Source organism: Variovorax stachyos (genome assembly GCF_051400855.1).
Lineage (GTDB): Bacteria > Pseudomonadota > Gammaproteobacteria > Burkholderiales > Burkholderiaceae_C > Variovorax.
This window is the reverse complement of the sequence record NZ_JBLFFN010000009.1, coordinates 32134-49459: the sequence shown is the minus strand read 5'-3', so window position 1 is coordinate 49459 and position 17326 is coordinate 32134. Positions and strand designations below refer to the sequence as shown.

Below are 17326 nucleotides of genomic sequence, written 5' to 3'. Positions count from 1 at the left end.
CCCTCAATTCTTGCGGCCCCAGCCGAGCACGCGGCCGAGCAGTCCGCCGCGCTTCGCGCCACCGTCGGCGGCAGCTGCGGGTTCCGCCTGGAGCGGCGTGCCCGCAGCGGCGGAGGCGAGCTGTCCCAGGCTCTCGAACACATAGCGCCGCGGCTCCACGCGGAAGCCCATCACCTGTTCCGCCTGCTGCACCACGCGCATGGCCAGCAGCGAGTCGCCGCCCAGGTCGAAGAAGTTGTCGTTGGCACGGATGTCGTTGACATCGATGGTGAGCGCGCTGGCCCAGATCTGTGCCAGCTTGGCCTGCTCCGGCAGGAGCAGCACCGGCTGCGCCTGCGCCGGCCGCGCGGCCACGGCCTCGGCCGTGCTGGGCGCCGGTGCCGCGTCGGCGGCCAGGCGCTGCAGGTAGACGGCGCTTTCCGAGCCCTCCGGCGCGGACAGCGCCGCGAGGGTCGTATCCGGCTGCTGGGCCACCCGGCGCAGCAGCTCCATGTAGCGCTCCTTGAAGGCCTCGCCGGTCTCGCGCCGGTAGATGTCGGCGTTGTAGACCACCGCGCCCTCGAGGCCCTGGGGCTTGTCCATCAGCCAGATGCCGAGGTCGTCGGTCGCGCCGCGCTGCGGCAGGTGCATCTGCCGGTGCGCGAGGCCACCGATGTCGCGCGGGCGCTCGCGCGCATCCTGGAAGGAGAACAGGGCCTGGTACAGCCCCACGCCCTGGGCCCGCTCCACGAACTCCGGCTCGCTCACCAGGCGCTCGAAGGGGATCTGCTGATGGCTCATCACCGAGATCAGCTCCTGCTTGACGTAGCGCATGAACTCGCCGAAGCGCAGGGACGGGTCGACCTGGAAGGACAGCGGCAGCACGTTGTTGAAGAAGCCCATCACCGGCTCCAGCTCGGGCGCCTCGCGGCCGCGCACCGGCGTGGCAATGACGATGGCGCGGCTGTCGATGATGCTGCTCATCATCAGGATGTAGACGCCCAGCGTCAGCATGTTGAGCGTGACGTCGTTGCGCTGGCCGATCTCGCGCAGGCGCTCGGTGAGCGCCTTGTCGACGGTGATCCAGTGCGCGCCCCCCTCGCCGCTCATCCCGGCCTTGCGCGGCATGTCGGTGTGCGGCGCCTTGGGCGTGGGCGAGTTGGCGAAGCGGTCTTTCCAATAGCGCAGCTGCGACTCGAACTCGGGCTCGGTCAGCCACTTCGCATACCAGTCGGCATAGTCCCCGTGGGTCACGGCCAGTTCGGGCAGGCCGTGCGGCTCGCCGCGGACCAGGGCGCCGTAGATGGCCGAGAGCTCGCTCTGCAGCACGTCGAAGGACCAGCCGTCCCACACCAGGTGGTGCGGCACGAACACGAAGGCGTGGTCGTCCTCGGCGATGCGGAACAGGGCCGCGTGGAACATCGGTGCCCGGTGGATGTCGATCGGCCGCTCGGCCAGCGCGTGCATGCGCTCGACCAGTTCGGCCTCGCGCTGGTCCGCCGGCAGCGCGCCGAGATCGATGACGGGCAGCTCGTAGTCCACCTTGTCCGCGATCAGCGCGGCGGGCGCGCCGGTGGCCGGATCGGGGCCGATGGCGGTGCGCAGCGAGGGCTGGCGCTCGATGATCGTGGCGAGCGCGGTCTTGAATTTCTGCACGTCCAGCGGCCCGCCGAGGCGGTGCGCCGAGGGCGCGTTGTAGGTCGGCCGGCCCGGATGCAGCTCCTCGATGAAGCGGATGCGTTCCTGCATCGGCGTGAGCGGGGCACTGCGGCGGTCGGCCACGTGCGCAATGGGCGCGCTGCGCGGCGCGTTGCTGCCGTCCAGCCCCTCGATGGCCGCCGCCAGCCGCTCGGCAGTCGGCGCCTCGAAGAGCATGCGCAGCGGCACGGTGAGCTCGAACTCGCGGCTCAGCAGGGTGGTCAACCGCGCCGCCAGCAGCGAGTGGCCGCCCAGCGAGAAGAAGTCGTCGCGAATGCCCAGGCCCGGCAGGTTGAGCACCCGCTCCATCGTCTGCAGCACGATCCGCTCGCGCTCGTTGCGCGGAGCCAGGCGCTCGCCGGCATCCTGGTGCGTGGCGCTCGGCTTGGGCAGCGCCTTGCGGTCCACCTTGCCGTTGGGCAGCAGCGGGATGGCGTCCAGCGGCACCACGTGCTGCGGCACCATGTACTGCGGCAGGCGGCTGCGCAGATGGCGGTCGAGCGCGGCCAGGTCCACGTCAGCTCCGGGCGAGGTCGCGAGATAGGCGACCAGGCGCACGTCGCCCGGCTGGTCCTCGCGGGTGATCACCACGCTGCGCGCCACGCCCTCGACCTCGTTGCAGCGGGCCTCGATCTCGCCCAGCTCGATGCGGTAGCCGCGCACCTTGACCTGGAAGTCGAAGCGGCCCATGTGCTCCAGCAGGCCGTCGTTGCGCCAGCGGCCGCGATCGCCGCTGCGGTAGATCAGGGTCGGCACGCCGTCGATGGGGGTGGTGACGAAGCGCTCGGCCGTCAGCTCGGGGCGATCGAGGTAGCCCAGGGACACGCCCAGGCCGCTGATGCAGATCTCGCCCGGCACGCCGATAGGGCAGGGCTGCAGGTTGGCGTCCAGGATCCAGACGGCGGTGTTGGCCATCGGCTTGCCGATGGAGACGCCGCGCGCCGCGATGAGCGGGCGCTCCATGCGCCAGACGGTGGACCAGACGGTCGTCTCCGTCGGGCCGTAGAGGTTCCACAGCTCGCTGGTGCGGTCCATCAGTTCGAGCGAAAGGTCCGCGGGCACCGGCTCGGCGCCGATCCAGGCGCGGAAGCCGCGCGGCCCGGACCACTGCGCATCGAGCAGCAGCCGCCACATGCCGGGCGTGGCCTGCAGGATGGTGACGGCCTCCGACTCCAGCAGCGCGCGCAGGCGGTTGCCGTCCATCGCGACCTCGCGCTGCACGATCACGATCTCGGCGCCGGCGGCCAGCGGCAGCATGACCTCGGGCACCGCCATGTCGAAGGACAGCGTGGTGACGGCGGCCAGCCGGTCCTCGCGGCCGATGCCCGGCTCGCGCTGCATCGTCTGCATCAGGTTCGCGACGGCGCGGTGTGGCACGCACACGCCCTTGGGCTTGCCGGTGGAGCCGGAGGTGTAGATCACGTAGGCCGTGTCCTCGCCTTGCGCGTCCTGCGCGCCGGGCGGCAGGGCGGTCGCTGGCTGGTCGAGCCAGGCGGAATCGGTGTCGAGCAGCAGCACGCGCCCGGCCGCGTCCTCGCGCCATGCCTTGGGCGCGGCGGCGATGGTGGACGAAGTCAGCAGCAGGCCGAGCTTCGCATCCTCCGCGTAGTAGTCCAGGCGAGCCTGCGGGAAGGCCGGGTCCAGCGGCACGTAGGCCGCGCCGCTCTTGAGCACCGCCAGCAGGGCCACGAACATGTCGAAGCCGCGGTCCAGGCACAAGCCCACGCGTTCGCCGCGGCCCATGCCGCGCGCGCGCAGCGCGTGGGCCAGGCGGTTGGAGCGCTGGTCGAGCTCGCGGTAGCTCAGGTGGCGGGTGCCATCGCGCAGGGCGGGGCGCTCGGGCTGGGAGGCCGCATGCGCCAGGAAGCCGGCATGCATCAGCGGCGCGCCTTCGAGCGGCGTCGGCGCCGGCTGCAGGGCCGCCAGGGCGTGCACCTGGGCGTCCGACAGCAGCGTGAGCCGGCCGACGGGCTGGGAGGGCTGTCGCACCACGGCGCGCAGCAGCTGCTCGTACATGTCCAGCCAACCGCGCACCGTCGCGTCGTCGTAGAGGTCGGCGTTGTACTGGGCCTCCATCTGCATGCCGCCCACCACGGGCGTGATGTTCAGGAACAGCTCGAAGTTCTCGTAGCGCCGGCCGATGGTGCTCTGCTCGACCTTGAGCTCGGGGAAGTTGCCGTCGTTGGGCGCCGCATCGCGGTCCACGTTGAACAGCACGTTCACCAGCGGCAGGCGGCTGGGATCGCGCGGCACCGGCAGCTTCTTGAGCAGCGCGCCGTAGCCCAGGGTCTGGTGCTCGAAGGCGTCGAGCAGGGTGCTGCTGGAGCTGCGCGCCAGCTGGTCGAAGGGCGCCTGCGCGTCGACCGCGACCCGGATCGGCAGCAGGTTGACGCAGTGGCCCACCAGCGTGGGCATGTCGCTCGGCATCTGGCCGGCCGCCGCGATGCCGATCACCAGGTCGTCCTGCGCCGTCAGGCGGTGCAGCATGGCCGCGAAGGCGCTGAACATGGTGGCGAACAGGCTGGTGCCGGCACTGGCGCCGAACTTGCGCAGGCCATCGATGAGCGGCTGCTCCAGCAGATGGTCGATGCGGTAGGCATTGAAGGTGCGCACCGGCGGACGCGGGCGGTCCAGCGGCAGCTCGAGCACCGGCAGGCTGCCGCCGGCGTAGCGCGAGAGCCAGTAGCCGATGTGTGCGTCCATCTCGGGGCTGTTCGCCTCCTTGGCTTCCCAGGCGGCGTAGTCGGAGTACTGGGCGGCCGGCTCCAGCGCCGGCCCGGCGCCGATCTGCTCGGCGTACAGCGCGCCGAGGTCCTGGCTGATCACGCCCCACGACCAGCCGTCGCAGACCGCGTGGTGTGCGCTCAGCACCAGCACATGGTCGACGGGCGACAGGCGGTAGAGCGCGGCGCGGAACAACGGGCCCTGCTCCAGGTTGAAGCGTTCGAGCACCACGGCCAGGCCGTCGTCCTCCAGCCGGCGCTGCTGCGCGGCCGGGTCGAGCGTGCTCAGGTCATGCTCGGCCAGGACGACCGGCGCCGGTTCGCCGATCAGCAGTTGCGTGCCGTCCGGCGAGATGGTGGCGCGCAGCGATTCGTGCCGCGCCACGAGGCGGTCCAGCGCCAGGCTGAGCGCGGCCGTGTCCAGCACACCCTTCAGGCGCAGGCGCATCGACTCGTTGTAGGCGAGCGAGGCCTCGGGGCTCAGGCGATCGCCGAGCCAGACCTCGCGCTGGGCTTCGGTGGTCGCAACGATGCGCTCGATCAGGCCTGAGGCGAAGGGATCGAAGTCCTCGGTGGTGTCCTCGGGAGCGAGGGTGGCGACGGCGCTCATGCTTGGTACTTGGTGAACTTGCCCTGGGCCTTGGGGTCCGGCACGAACCAGGCGGGCTGGCCGTCTTTGTCGCGTCCCAGACGGGCATTGGGCGTAGGAGGATGCGCCGGATCGAGTGCCATCCGGGGAGCCGCGCGGCGCGGCAGCAGCTCTGCTTCCTGCATCTCGGCGATCGATTCCTTGAAGGCCGACTTGATGGTCGCGATGTCCTGCTGCGAGTGCGCAGTGGTCATGAAGCAGGGGAAGTTGTCCAGGATGTGCACGCCGCGGCTGCGCATCATCGCGAACAGCAGGTCCTGCAGCGGATGGTCTTCCAGCCAGCTCACGCGCCAGAGCGACGAGAAATACCGGATCTCGACCGGCGCGCCCACCTCGCGGCAGAAGGCCGTGAGCTCATCGGCCATCGCGGCCGTGTGCAGGTTGAGCTGCGTCTGCAGCTTGTTGTTGTCCTGCTTGAGATGCTCCAGCGCCGCCTTGGAGGCCGCCAGCGCCAGCGGATGCCGCACGAAGGTGCCCGCGAAGTAGGTCACGCCCACGGTGGGCACCGAGTCGTCGCCGTACTGCCAGGGGCCGCCATCCAGCGCATCCATGTAGGCGCGCTTGCCGGCGATCACGCCGACGGGCATGCCGCCGCCCAGGACCTTGCCGTAGGTGGCCAGGTCGGCGCGGATGCCGAACAGCGCCTGCGCCCCGCCCAGGTCGCAGCGGAAGCCGGTGATGACCTCGTCGAAGATCAGGCAGGTCTCGGATTTCTCGGTGATGGCGCGCACCTCGCGCAGGAACTCGCGCGGCTGGAAGTCGGGCCGGCGGCTCTGCACCGGCTCGACCAGCACGGCGGCCAGATCGTCGGCATTCGCGCGGATGAATTCGAGCGCCTCGGGCGTGCCGTAGTCGAGCACGCGCACGTCTCCGAACATGCCCTGCAGCACGCCCGGCGCGGCCGACATGCCCTTCGCGTTGCGGCCGGCCCGCACCAGCACCTCGTCGAAGGTGCCGTGATAGGAGCCGGTGAACAGCACCACCGTGCTGCGGCCGGTCACGGTGCGCGCGATGCGCAGTGCCGCCATCACCGCCTCGGAGCCGGTGTTGCACAGGCCCGCGCGGTCGAAGCCGGTGAGCTCGCACAGCAGCCGGGTCACGTCGGCGGCCAGCGGGTGCTGCGGGCCGATCTCGTAGCCGAGCTCGAGCTGCTTCTTCACCGCCTCGTTGATGAAGTCCGGCGTCCAGCCGAAGAGGTTCATGCCGAAACCGTTGAGCGTGTCGACGTACTCGTTGCCGTCGATGTCCCACAGGCGCGAGCCCTTGGAGCGCTCGACCACGATCTGGTAGGTGATCTCCTTGGTCGCCGGCCGGAAGCCGTTGACCACGCGCGGGTCGGCCATGTGCGGACGGTTGCGCTCGGTGAAGGCCTTGCTCTTCTGCGTGCGCTCCACGTAGCGGCGCATGAAGGCGGCCAGCCGCGCCTTCTGGCGTTCGGTCGGCTCCTTGCTTTGCGTGTGGATGCGCGCGATCGCGCCGAAGGCTTTCTTGACGTCGTACGTCGGCGCCGGAGCGGCCGGCTCCTCGGCAGCCGGCTCGGGGGTGTTGGACGCCGTGGCCGCGGCGGTGGCCATGGGCGTGGGTTGCTCCACCGCCGGCACCGGCAGCACGGGGCTGACCGGCACCGTCGGCGCCGCCGACAGCAATGCGAGTTGCTGTTGCATCAATTGCATCTGTTGCGCGATGACCTGCTGGACCAGGGTGCTGCCGGCCTGCGCAACGGCAGGCAGGGGCTGCGGCAGGACCTGTGCCGCCGGCATCGCGGGCGCCGCTGCCACCGCCTGCTGCGGCGCCACGGCCGCGGGCATCGGCGCGGCTGGCGGCATTGCGGGCGCGGCCTCCGGCGGCAGCGTGGCATCGAGGAATTCGGCCAGCGCATCGAAGCTGCGATAGCTCTCCATCAGCTGGCGGAAGCTCAGGTTGACCTTGAAGGTCTTCTTGACCTGCAGCGCGGCCTGGGTGAGCGTGAGCGAGTCCAGCCCGATCTCGACGAAGGGCGCGGCCCCGTCGACCTCGGCCATGTCGGCACCGGAGAGATTCTCGAACAGCTCGCGCAGGCGCGTGACGAGCGAGGCGCGGCGTGCGGGCGGCGGAGAAATGGCGGCTGCGACGGTCATGGGTGTCAACTCCGGAATCGATGGGGCCTGGGGTGCAGGTTCAGATGTGAAAGAAGAAGAAGCGGGCGCGGGCGCAACCGGTGCCGACGATGCGATGTCGACCCAGAAGCGCTTGCGCTCGAAAGGGGTGGTGGGCAGGCGCACGCGGTGCTTGCGCGCACGCCGGTCCAGCGGCGAGAGATCGATCTCGGCGCCCTGCGCCCACAGCCGGCCCGCGGCCAGCCGCCAGGCCGCGCATTCGCTCGCGGGCTGGTCGGCCAGCAGCGAGATGGCAGGCGCGGGCTGGGCCTTGCTCGCGTGCTGGCGCACCAGCGTGGCGAGGGTGTTGCGTGGGCCGAGCTCGACGAAGAGCGGATGCGCGAGCTGCGCCAGCACCTCGCGCACGGCGGGCGAGAAGCGCACCGTCTCCCGCAGATGGCGGGCCCAGTAGCGCGGGTCGGTCGCTTCATCGGCCGTCAGCAGGCGGCCGGTGAGGGTGGAATAGATCGACAGGCGCGGCGCGGAAAGGCTGAGCTCGCGCACCAGGGCCTCGAAGGGCGCGACCGCGGGTTCCATCATCGCGGAGTGGAAGGCGTGCGAGGTCTGCAGCGCCTTGGCGACGATGCCCTTGGCCTCGAGCGCGGCGCGCAGTTGCTCGATGGCCTCCGCCGGCCCGGCGGCGACCGAGACCGCGGGGCCGTTGTCGGCCGCCAGCGAGATGCCTTCGGGCAGCAGCGGCAGCAGCTCGGCGGCGGCCAGGCGCACGGAGAGCATGATGCCCGCGGGCTGCGCCTGCATCAGCGCACCGCGGCGGGCGACCAGCCGGGCTGCGTCTTCCAGGCGCATCACGCCGGCGAGCACCGCGGCTGCGAACTCGCCCACGCTGTGTCCGATCATCGCGGCCGGCTGCACGCCCAGCGACATCAGCTGGCGGGCCAGCGCGTATTCGAGCGCGAAGGTGGCAGGCTGGGTCACCGAGGTGGGCGAGAGCGCGGCCGGATCTTCCGAGGCGATGCGCTCGCGCAGGTCGAAGTCCAGCACGCCCTCGAAGGCCTCCAGGCATTCGTCGAAGGCGGCGCGAAACGCCGGCTCGGCAGCGTGCAGGGCCAGGCCCATGCCCGCGTACTGCGCGCCCTGGCCGGGGAACATGAAGACCGGCTTCGGCACCCAGGCCGGAGCGGCCGCGCCGGCACGTGCCGGGGAGTCGGCGGTGCGAAGGGCGGCCACGGCCTCGTCGATGGATGAGGCCACCACGCAGGCGCGCTGGGCGAAGGCCTTGCGGCCGATGCGCAGTGTGTGCGCGACGTCGGCCAGCGGCAGTTCGCGGTGGGCGTCGAGATGATCGGCCAGCTGGGCCGCCGCCGTCGCGAGCGCGGCCGGCGAGCGCGCCGACAGCACCAGCAGCTGCGGCCCGGTCGCTGCATCGGAGGGCTCGCGCGGCGGTGCCTCTTCCACGATCACGTGCGCATTGGTGCCGCCCACGCCGAAGCTGCTGACGCCGGCGCGCCGCGGCGCAGTGCCGCGCGGCCACGGGCGCAGCCGGCTGTTGACGCTGAAGGGCGTGGCGTCGAAGTCGATGGCCGGGTTCGGCGCCTCGTAGTGCAGGCTGGCCGGGATCGTTTCGCAGTGCAGCGCGAGCGCGGTCTTGATCAGCCCCGCCGCACCGGCAGCGGTGACCATGTGGCCCACGTTGCTCTTGAGCGAACCGATCGTGCAGAAGCCCTTGTCGGACGTGTGCGCGGCATAGGCGCGCACCAGGCCCTCGACCTCGATCGGGTCGCCCATCGGCGTCGCGGTGCCGTGCGTCTCGACGTAGGAGATGCTGCGCGCTTCCACGCCGGACTGCGCGAGCGCGGCCTCGATCACCGCGGCCTGGCCGTCCACGCTGGGCGCGGTGAAGCTGGCCTTCGCGCCGCCGTCGTTGTTGACGGCCGCGCCGCGCAGCACGGCGTAGATGGTGTCGCCGTCGGCGATCGCATCCGACAGGCGCTTGAGCAGCACCACCGCGGCGCCGTCGCTGAAGACCGTGCCCTTGGCCTTGGCGTCGAAGCTGCGCGTGTGGCCGTCGGGCGAGAGCATCGAGCCCTCGTTGTAGAGGTAGCCGCTCCTCGGCGGGCAGGTGACCGAGGCGCCGCCGGCCAGCGCCATGCGGCATTGTCCCGTGCGCAGCGCGTGGAAGGCCTGGGCCACCGCCACCAGCGACGTGGAGCAGGCGGTGTGCACGCTGACGGCCGGGCCGGTCAGGTTGAGCTTGTTCGCCACGCGGGTGGTGATGTAGTCCTTCTCATTGGCCAGCATCACCTGGAACTCGCCGACCATCTCGACCAGGTCAGGCCGCGTGGACACGTGGCGCTGGAAGTAGCTGGCGTTGTACATGCCGGCGTACACGCCGACCGGGCCCGGCGCCTGGTCGGGCACGTAGCCGCCGCGCTCCAGGCATTCCCAGCAGATCTCGAGGAACACGCGCTGCTGCGGGTCCATCAGCTCGGCTTCCTTCGGGTTGATGCCGAAGAAGGCGGCGTCGAAGTTCTCGATGCCGTCGAGCACGCCGCGGGCGCGCACGTACAGCGGGTCGGCGCGCAGCGCGGCGCTGACCCCGGCGTCGAGCGTCGCGTCGTCGAAGAAGCTGATCGACTCGCGCCCGGCCACCAGGTTGTCCCAGAACTGCTCGACGTCCGAAGCGCCGGGGAAGCGGCCGGCCATCGCCACCAGAGCGACGGCTTCGCTGTCCGCGCCGGCTGTGGGCCGCGCGGGCGCGCGTTCGGCGGGGGCTGCCACCGCTGCGGGAGTCTCGGCGGCCTGCATGTCGGCTGCCAGCGCGGCGGGCGTGGGCTGGCGGAAGAACAGGTTGGTGCCGAGGCGGCGCGTGCTGCCCTCCTGCAGGTCCTTGAGCACCCGCAGCACCAGCAGCGAATCGCCGCCCAGGTCGAAGAAGTTGTCGTCGCGCCCGACCTGGTCGATGCCCAGCGCGCGGGCGAAGGCGGCGCAGACGCGGCGCTCGGTGTCGTTGCGCGCTTCCGCATAGGGCTGCGCCAGCTCGGGCCGCTGGCGCGCCGGCTCCGGCAGGGCACGGCGGTCCAGCTTGCCGTTGGTGGTGACGGGCAACTGCGCGAGCCACACGGCCGCGGAAGGAATCATGGCCTCCGGCAGGCGCTCGGCCAGGTGCTGGCGCAGCGCGCTCCAGGGCAGTTCCGCGCCGCGCGCAACCAGATAGGCGACCAGGCGCAGGCGGCCGGCCGCGTTCTTCTGCGGCACGACCGCGCAGGACTTGAGGCCGGGGTGGGCCAGCAGCGCGGCCTCGATCTCGCCGGTCTCGATGCGGTGGCCGCGGATCTTCACCTGGCCGTCGATGCGGCCGATGTATTCGATGGTGCCGTCCGGCAGCCAGCGCACCTGGTCGCCGGTGCGGTAGAGGCGCTCGCCGTCGGCGAAGGGATCGGCCACGAAGCGCTCGGCCGTGAGCGCCGGGTTCTGCAGGTAGCCGCGCGCCAGGCCGCGGCCGCCGATGCACAGCTCGCCGACAAGGCCCGCCGGCAGCAGCGCCATCGAGGGGCTCAGCACGCGCAGCACGGTGTCGTTGATGGGGCGGCCGATGGGCACGGAGCGCGCATCGGCCGGCAGCTCGCGCGGGATGCGGTGGGTGGCCGCGAAGGTGGTGCACTCGGTCGGCCCGTAGCCGTTGATCAGCGTCGTGCCCGGGAGGGCTTCCAGCGCACGCCGCACATGCGGCACCGAGAGGGCTTCGCCGCCGGTCAACAGCTGGCGCAAACCGGCGAGTTGGGCCGGGTCGTCGTCGACCACGGCGTTGAACAGGCCGGCCGTCAGCCAGGCGGTCTTCACCTCGTGCCGGGCGATGGTGCGCGCCAGGCCGGCGCCGCTGGGCACCTTCTCGTCGTGCACCACGCAGATGCCGCCGTTGAGCAGCGGGCCCCAGATCTCCAGCGTCGAGGCATCGAAGCCGAGCGGCGCCGCATGCAGCATGGCCTCGCCGGGCGGCAGCTCGACGTAGTTCGCGTCTATCACGAGCCGCAGGATCGAGCGATGGCAGATCTCGATGCCCTTGGGCGTGCCGGTCGAGCCGGAGGTGTACATCACGTAGGCGACGGACTCGCCATCCGCGGCGGCCGGCACGAAGGGCGGCAGCGGGGCCTCGGCGCCCGTGCCCTGCTCGTCGATGGCCACCAGCGGCCGCTCGGCGGGCACCAGCGCCTTGTAGGCGGCCTGCGTCAGGACCAGGCCCACATTGGAGTGCGCCAGCATGAAGGCGATGCGCTCCGCCGGGAAATCGGGTTGCACCGGCACATAGGCGGCGCCGGCCTTCAGGATGCCGAGCAGTGCCACCACGGCGGCGCTCGAGCGATCGAGCAGCACGCCCACGGTGTGGCCGACACGCACGCCGTGCGCCTGCAGCCGGCGGGCCAGCGATTCGGCCTGCCGGTCCAGCTCGCGATAGCTCAGCGCGCCCGTTTCGCCGATCAGCGCGACGGCGTCGCCGCGCGCGGCGACCTGGCGCTCGAACACGGCGTGGACGCTCAGCGCCGGATCGAAGGCGCCGGGCGGGGTGTTCCAGGCCTCGAGCTGCCGTTGCCGGTCCGCGGTCGGCAGGGTGCGGATCTCGCCCAGGCGGGCTTCGGGGTGGTCGAGCAGGTCGGCGGCTGCTTCGGACAGGGCCAGCAGCAGGCTGATCTCGATCGCGCTGTCCAGCAGCGCGGCGGCGCCGGTCAGCCGCAGCGCTGCCGGCCGCCCGGCCAATGCCTGGATGCCCAGCTGGAGCATGACGGTGCCGTCGGCTTCATGCGCCGCGCCTTCGCGCAGCCAGCGCGCAAAAGGGCTGGACGATACCTCGGCAGGGCGGGCGTCCCGGCGCGCGCGGTCGACCTCGGCGATCCATTGCCAGGCCGAGCTGTCCGGGTCGCAGCGCAGCGCGAGCCGCGTCGAGGCGCCGGTGTCCAGCGCCTCGTGGAGCTCCACCGACGGCGTGCCCAGCCAGCGGGATTGCAGCAGGAGCCAGGCCGCGGCGAACAGCGTGTCGGGGAAGTAGCCGCCCTGTTGGGCTTCCACGGTCCAGCGCGCCGCCAGTGCTGGCGGAATGTCGAGGCTGGAGGCCTGCATCGCGGTCTGCGCCGGTTTGCCGGAACGAGGAGCGAACAGATCGGCGAACGAAGGCGCGTCAGTTTCGGGCGAGGAAGGGGGCAGAGGTTCGTGCTCCATGAACTGTTGACTTCGCATTGAACAGGCCCTTGTTCTTCGTAACCCCATGTGTGTATCGATGTCGCCACGTAGGTTCGGCGACACAGTTTGCGTCCGGCGGCGAGTAATTACAAAGCATTCAAACCGCTGAGGGCCGATATTGCTCCCGAGCGGCGGGATCCGCCACCGTACGAAAGCCATGTCGGCCGCCTATGCCGTTTGGACGCCCTGCAACATTCGACGCATTCGGTTGCGTTCGCGGTGTCAGCCAGAACCTCGGGCGGACACGATTCTGCTCCGCTTTTTACATTTTGAATACAAACAGGCTACAGCAAAAGCCTTGAAGCAGGCAAAAACTCATAGAAAAGTTCTATTTGAAGGCGGGCCTGGCGCAGGCGGGTCAGGCCGTCGTCTCGTCCAGCGTGCCCTGGTCGAGGTGCCCGATATCGCCCCAGCCGATGAGCGTGAAGCCCTGGGGGGTCCAGAGCAGCCGGTTGATGGCGGCATTGCCCAGGTGCCAGGTGCGCGGGGCCTGGAGTTCCTGGCGGGTGGCGGCGCGGTAGAGCACGTCCATCACGCCGCCATGCGCCACCAGCACCACCAGCTCGCCCGGATGCCGCTGCGCCAGCTGCGCCGCGATGCCCGTCACCCGCTCCCTGAAAGCCAGCAGCGATTCGCCGCCGCCTTCCGGCGCGAACGCCGGGTCGCGGGTGCGCCAGAGGCGCGCCTGCTCGGGCAGCGAGGCATCGATGTCGGCGAAGGTGCGGCCCTCGAAGTGGCCGAAGGCCCGCTCGCGCAGGCCGGGCTCGGGCTGGACCTCGATGCCGCGCGGGCGCGCGATCTCGAGGGCGGTCTGCCAGGCACGCGCCAGGTCGCTGGCGTAGATGGCGGCGATGGGCTCGTCCGCCAGCGCCTGCCCGACGCGCCGGGCCTGCCAGAGGCCGGTGTCGTTCAGGCCGATGTCGAGCTGGCCCTGGATGCGGGTATCGACGTTCCAGGCGGTTTCGCCGTGACGCACGGCGATGAGTCGGGTGGCCTCCATCGGGAAGATTCTAGGAGGCGGTGGAGCCTGGTCAGTTCTTGGCAGTAGGGATCTCGATGTCCACGCGGCGCCCACCCGCCGGCGGGTTGGGGAAGCCCTGCAGCGCGGCCTGGAACATCACGGGCAGCACGGCGCCGCTCGCCGCATAGGGGCCTTCGTTGCGGGCGTGCGTTTCGTAGACGACGCGGTGGGAGGGCAGCTCGCGCAGCACGATGCTGACCTCGCGTGCGTACCAGGGATTGGCCGGCGGCGTGAAGGCCGGCCCGTACCAGCCGCCGCCGTACAGGCCGCGCCCGCGCCATGGACCATAGCCCCAGGGCCGGTAGCCCGGCCCCCACGCGCCGTGGAAGTACCAGGGGTCGGCCCAGGGCGAGAGCTCGGCCGTCACGCGCGCGCCGATCTGCGCCGTGTATTGCGGCTTGGCGTCGTCGCGCCGCAGGCCCACGCGCTCGAGCGCCGCGGCGGCCATGGCCTCGAGCTGCTGTTGCTGCGCCTCGCTGGCCTGCTGCGAGGGCAGGCGCTCGAAGCGGTAGGTGGCGCCGGCCGGCACGGTGCCGAGGCTCGAGAAGCTGCGGACGTCGCTGTCGACCACCCAGCGGGTGGCGCAGCCCGCGAGGGCGATGCAAAGCGCGAGGACGGCGAGTACGTGTCTCATGCGGATCTCTTCGTCGGGGCCCGCCGCGGCCCGGTTCTCAAAGCTGCACGATGCGAAGCGGCGAAGGCGGCGGGAAGTCCGGCGGGTCGAAGGCCTTGTCGCCTTCCTCATCGGCCACGCCGGTCGTCCTCAGACCCTTGAAGTCGAAGGCCGTTCCGTCCAGCAGGTGCGAGGGCACCACGTTCTGCAGCGCGTTGAACATGTTCTCGATGCGCCCGGGATGCTTGCGCTCCCACTCGCGCAGCATCTCGCCGACCTGCTTGCGCTGAAGGTTCTCCTGGCTGCCGCACAGCGTGCAGGGAATGATGGGGAAGGCGCGGTGCTGCGCCCAGCGCACCAGGTCCTTCTCTGCCACGTAGGCCAGCGGCCGGATCACGATGTGACGGCCGTCGTCGCTCACCAGCTTGGGCGGCATCGACTTGAGCTTGCCGGCGAAGAACATGTTGAGGAAGAAGGTCTGCAGCATGTCGTCGCGGTGGTGGCCCAGCGCGACCTTGGTGGCGCCCAGCTCGTCGGCCACGCGGTAGAGGATGCCGCGGCGCAGCCGGCTGCACAGGCCGCAGGTGGTCTTGCCCTCGGGAATGACGCGCTTGACGATGGAGTAGGTGTCCTGCTCCTCGATGTGGAAGGGCACGCCCAGGGCCTTCAGGTAGGTGGGCAGCACCTCTTCGGGAAAGCCGGGCTGCTTCTGGTCGAGGTTGACCGCGACGATGTCGAAGTGCACCGGCGCGCGCGCCCTGAGCTTGAGCAGGATGTCCAGCAGCGCATAGCTGTCCTTGCCGCCCGAGACGCAGACCATGACCTTGTCGCCGGCTTCGATCATGTTGTAGTCGAAGATGGCGCGGCCGACCTCGCGGCACAGCCGCTTCTCGAGCTTGTGCGTCTCACGCTCGATCTTCAAGCTGTTGTTGCCGTCGGACGCGGGTGCCTCGTCGATCCATACAGCGCTCATGGCTCACTTGCTCCTGAAAACTTCAACGCCGACAGCGGCGCAATCGGGATACACATCGGGCTTGGCTGTGGACACCCGCGCGGCGTGCACCTTCGGATGCATGAGCACCTGCGTGAGGATGTCGTCGCACAGCGTTTCCTGCAAGTGGATGTGGCCCTTGGACAGGCGCGTGGCAACGGTGCGGCGGATGAAGTCGTAGTCGACCACCTCGTCGAGCTCGTCGGCCTTGGGCGTGGACACGTCCAGTGGCACGTAGAGATCGACGTTGATCACCACGCGCTGCTCGGCGCGCTTCTCGAAATCGTGCACGCCGATGTTGATCCAGACCTCGTAGTCGCGCAGGAAGAGGCGGCGGCAGGTACTCAGCAGCGGGTCGGTGGACGTAGGACTCATCACTTGGGTGCTTTCAGCAGCTCGTCGACGACGAACATGATGTCGCGCGGCAGCGGCACCAGGTGCTGGCCGTTGTCCACGCTGAGGGTGCTGCCGGTCACGCTGGGCGTGCCGGCGAGGAAGACGCAGGTGCGCGCGACGTCGGCCGGATCGATGGGCCGGCGCAGCAGGTTGGCGCGCGCCGCCCGCTGGAAGTTGGCCTCGTCCTGCGGCCCGCTTTGGTAGAGGATGCCCGGCGCCACGCCGCACACGCGCACCGCCGGCGCCAGCGACTGCGCCTGCAACGCCACCGCGCGCTCCAGCGCCAGCTTGGACACGGTGTAGGAAAAGTAGTCGGGGTTCAGGTTGTGGACCTTCTGATCGAGGATGTGGATCGCGCAGCGGTCGATGCCGTCGCCCGAGGCGGCGCGCTGCGCGAGCAGGCGCGCGAAGTCCAGCGGGGCCATCAGGTTCACGCCGATCTGGCGCAGGGCGGTTTCCTCGTCGAAATCCAGCCCGGTGTCGGGCTCGAAGGCTGCGGCATTGTTGACGATGCAGCCGAGAGGGCTCTCGATGCGATCGAGCAGGGCGCGCCGGCCCGCGGCGCTGCCGATGTCGGCCTCGACCGCCGTGGCCCGGTGTCCTTCGCTGCGCAGCTGGGCGCACAGCGCCTCGGCCTCTTCGCGCGACGCGCCGTACTGGCACCACACCGGCCAGCCCGCGCGCGCGAAGGCTTCGCAGACCGCGGCGCCGAGCCGTCGGCCGCCGCCGGTCACGAGCACGCCGGGGCGTGGGGTGGATTCGCGCATGCTGATAGATTTCCTGTCCTATGAACGAGGAGCCGGGCGCCGCGCGCGCCAACCCCCTGACCCGGATTATCGACGCCGCCCTGCAGCGCGATGGCGGCTGGCTGTCCTTCGACCGCTTCATGGCCCTGGCCTTGTACGCGCCGGGCCTGGGTTACTACGCCAACGCGAGCCGCAAGTTCGGCCGCATGCCCGATTCGGGCAGCGACTTCGTCACCGCGCCCGAGCTCACGCCCCTGTTCGGGCGGACCCTGGCGCTGCAGTTGGCCGAGGCGCTGGATCGCACCGGCACCGACGAGATCTGGGAGTTCGGCGCCGGCTCGGGCGCGCTGGCCGCACAGCTGCTCGGGGCGCTGGGCGATCGCATCGCTCGTTACCGCATCGTCGACCTGTCCGGCACCTTGCGCGAGCGCCAGCAGCAGGCGCTCGCGCCCTGGGCCGCCAAGGTCGAATGGCTGTCGGAGCTGCCGGCGCGGATGCGTGGCGTGGTGGTGGGCAACGAAGTGCTCGACGCCATGCCGGTCCAGTTGCTGGCGCGCCGCGGCGGGGCGTGGTTCGAGCGCGGCGTCATTGCGCAGGACGAGGGCTTTGCGTGGGACGACCGCCCGACCGAACTGCGCCCGCCCGTGGAGATTGCCGGCGCGCACGACTACCTGACCGAGGTCCATCCGCAGGCCCGTGCCTTCATCGCCACGCTGGCGGAGCGGCTCGAACAGGGCGCCGCCTTCTTCATCGACTACGGCTTTCCCGAGGCCGAGTACTACCACCCGCAGCGCCACATGGGCACCGTCATGTGCCACCGCGGCCACCAGGCCGACACGGACCCGCTGGCCGATGTCGGCGCCAAGGACATCACCGCCCATGTCGATTTCACCGGTATCGCCCTGGCCGGGCAGGACGCCGGCCTGGCGGTGCTGGGCTACACCAGTCAGGCCAGGTTCCTGCTCAACGCCGGCCTCCTGCCGATGATGGAAGAGGCCTCGCTCCCCGAGCGCACGCTGGCAGCGCGGCTGATCCACGAGCACGAGATGGGCGAGCTGTTCAAGGTGATCGGCTTCGCGGCCGGCGAGGGCTGGGACGCGCTCGGTTTCTCCGAAGGCGACCGCAGCCATACGCTGTGATGTGGCAATAAGCTAGCAACGAACAATATGTTGGCAATCCCCG

The 17326-nt window shown here is 70.7% G+C and carries 8 protein-coding genes; 1 reads left to right on the top strand and 7 read right to left on the bottom strand.

Annotated features, from left to right (window positions below; genetic code table 11):
* Positions 1-3: 3 nt before the first annotated feature.
* The 7 genes from ACMGEZ_RS17620 to ACMGEZ_RS17590 form a co-directional block, all read right to left on the bottom strand.
* Positions 4-5010, bottom strand: a complete 5007-nt coding sequence (locus ACMGEZ_RS17620; RefSeq protein WP_436823568.1) for a non-ribosomal peptide synthetase — start codon at positions 5008-5010, stop codon at positions 4-6.
* The gene (locus ACMGEZ_RS17615; protein WP_436823567.1) at positions 5007-12356 is read right to left on the bottom strand and encodes an amino acid adenylation domain-containing protein; all 7350 of its coding nucleotides are present in this window, start codon (positions 12354-12356) and stop codon (positions 5007-5009) included. The genes ACMGEZ_RS17620 and ACMGEZ_RS17615 overlap by 4 nt, the downstream gene beginning before the upstream one ends.
* A gap of 379 nt (positions 12357-12735) precedes the next feature.
* Positions 12736-13377: a histidine phosphatase family protein gene (locus ACMGEZ_RS17610; protein ID WP_436823566.1), complete on the bottom strand. Its 642-nt coding sequence runs from the start codon at positions 13375-13377 to the stop codon at positions 12736-12738.
* Between the two features lie 31 nt (positions 13378-13408).
* Complete coding sequence (locus tag ACMGEZ_RS17605) at positions 13409-14032, bottom strand: DUF4136 domain-containing protein (RefSeq protein WP_436823565.1); 624 nt, start codon at positions 14030-14032, stop codon at positions 13409-13411.
* 37 nt (positions 14033-14069) lie between these two features.
* Positions 14070-14984, bottom strand: coding sequence for a tRNA 2-thiocytidine(32) synthetase TtcA (ttcA, locus tag ACMGEZ_RS17600; protein WP_436823564.1), 915 nt, complete (start codon positions 14982-14984; stop codon positions 14070-14072).
* Between the two features lie 3 nt (positions 14985-14987).
* Positions 14988-15377, bottom strand: coding sequence for a dihydroneopterin aldolase (locus ACMGEZ_RS17595; protein WP_436823563.1), 390 nt, complete (start codon positions 15375-15377; stop codon positions 14988-14990).
* Positions 15377-16165: an SDR family oxidoreductase gene (locus ACMGEZ_RS17590; RefSeq protein ID WP_436823562.1), complete on the bottom strand. Its 789-nt coding sequence runs from the start codon at positions 16163-16165 to the stop codon at positions 15377-15379. Before ACMGEZ_RS17590 ends, ACMGEZ_RS17595 begins: the two co-directional genes overlap by 1 nt.
* 20 nt (positions 16166-16185) lie before the next feature.
* On the opposite strand from ACMGEZ_RS17590, the gene ACMGEZ_RS17585 reads away from it, so the two are divergent.
* Positions 16186-17283: a class I SAM-dependent methyltransferase gene (locus tag ACMGEZ_RS17585; RefSeq protein ID WP_436823561.1), complete on the top strand. Its 1098-nt coding sequence runs from the start codon at positions 16186-16188 to the stop codon at positions 17281-17283.
* Positions 17284-17326 lie beyond the last annotated feature (43 nt).

Bases quoted from the DNA above. Each gene is read 5' to 3' on its own strand.
- ACMGEZ_RS17620 (WP_436823568.1), bottom strand. From the start codon at position 5,010: ATGAGCGCCGTCGCCACCCTCGCTCCCGAGGACACCACCGAGGACTTC.
- ACMGEZ_RS17615 (WP_436823567.1), bottom strand. From the start codon at position 12,356: ATGGAGCACGAACCTCTGCCCCCTTCCTCGCCCGAAACTGACGCGCCT.
- ACMGEZ_RS17610 (WP_436823566.1), bottom strand. From the start codon at position 13,377: ATGGAGGCCACCCGACTCATCGCCGTGCGTCACGGCGAAACCGCCTGG.
- ACMGEZ_RS17605 (WP_436823565.1), bottom strand. From the start codon at position 14,032: ATGAGACACGTACTCGCCGTCCTCGCGCTTTGCATCGCCCTCGCGGGC.
- ttcA (WP_436823564.1), bottom strand. From the start codon at position 14,984: ATGAGCGCTGTATGGATCGACGAGGCACCCGCGTCCGACGGCAACAAC.
- ACMGEZ_RS17595 (WP_436823563.1), bottom strand. From the start codon at position 15,377: ATGAGTCCTACGTCCACCGACCCGCTGCTGAGTACCTGCCGCCGCCTC.
- ACMGEZ_RS17590 (WP_436823562.1), bottom strand. From the start codon at position 16,165: ATGCGCGAATCCACCCCACGCCCCGGCGTGCTCGTGACCGGCGGCGGC.
- ACMGEZ_RS17585 (WP_436823561.1), top strand. From the start codon at position 16,186: ATGAACGAGGAGCCGGGCGCCGCGCGCGCCAACCCCCTGACCCGGATT.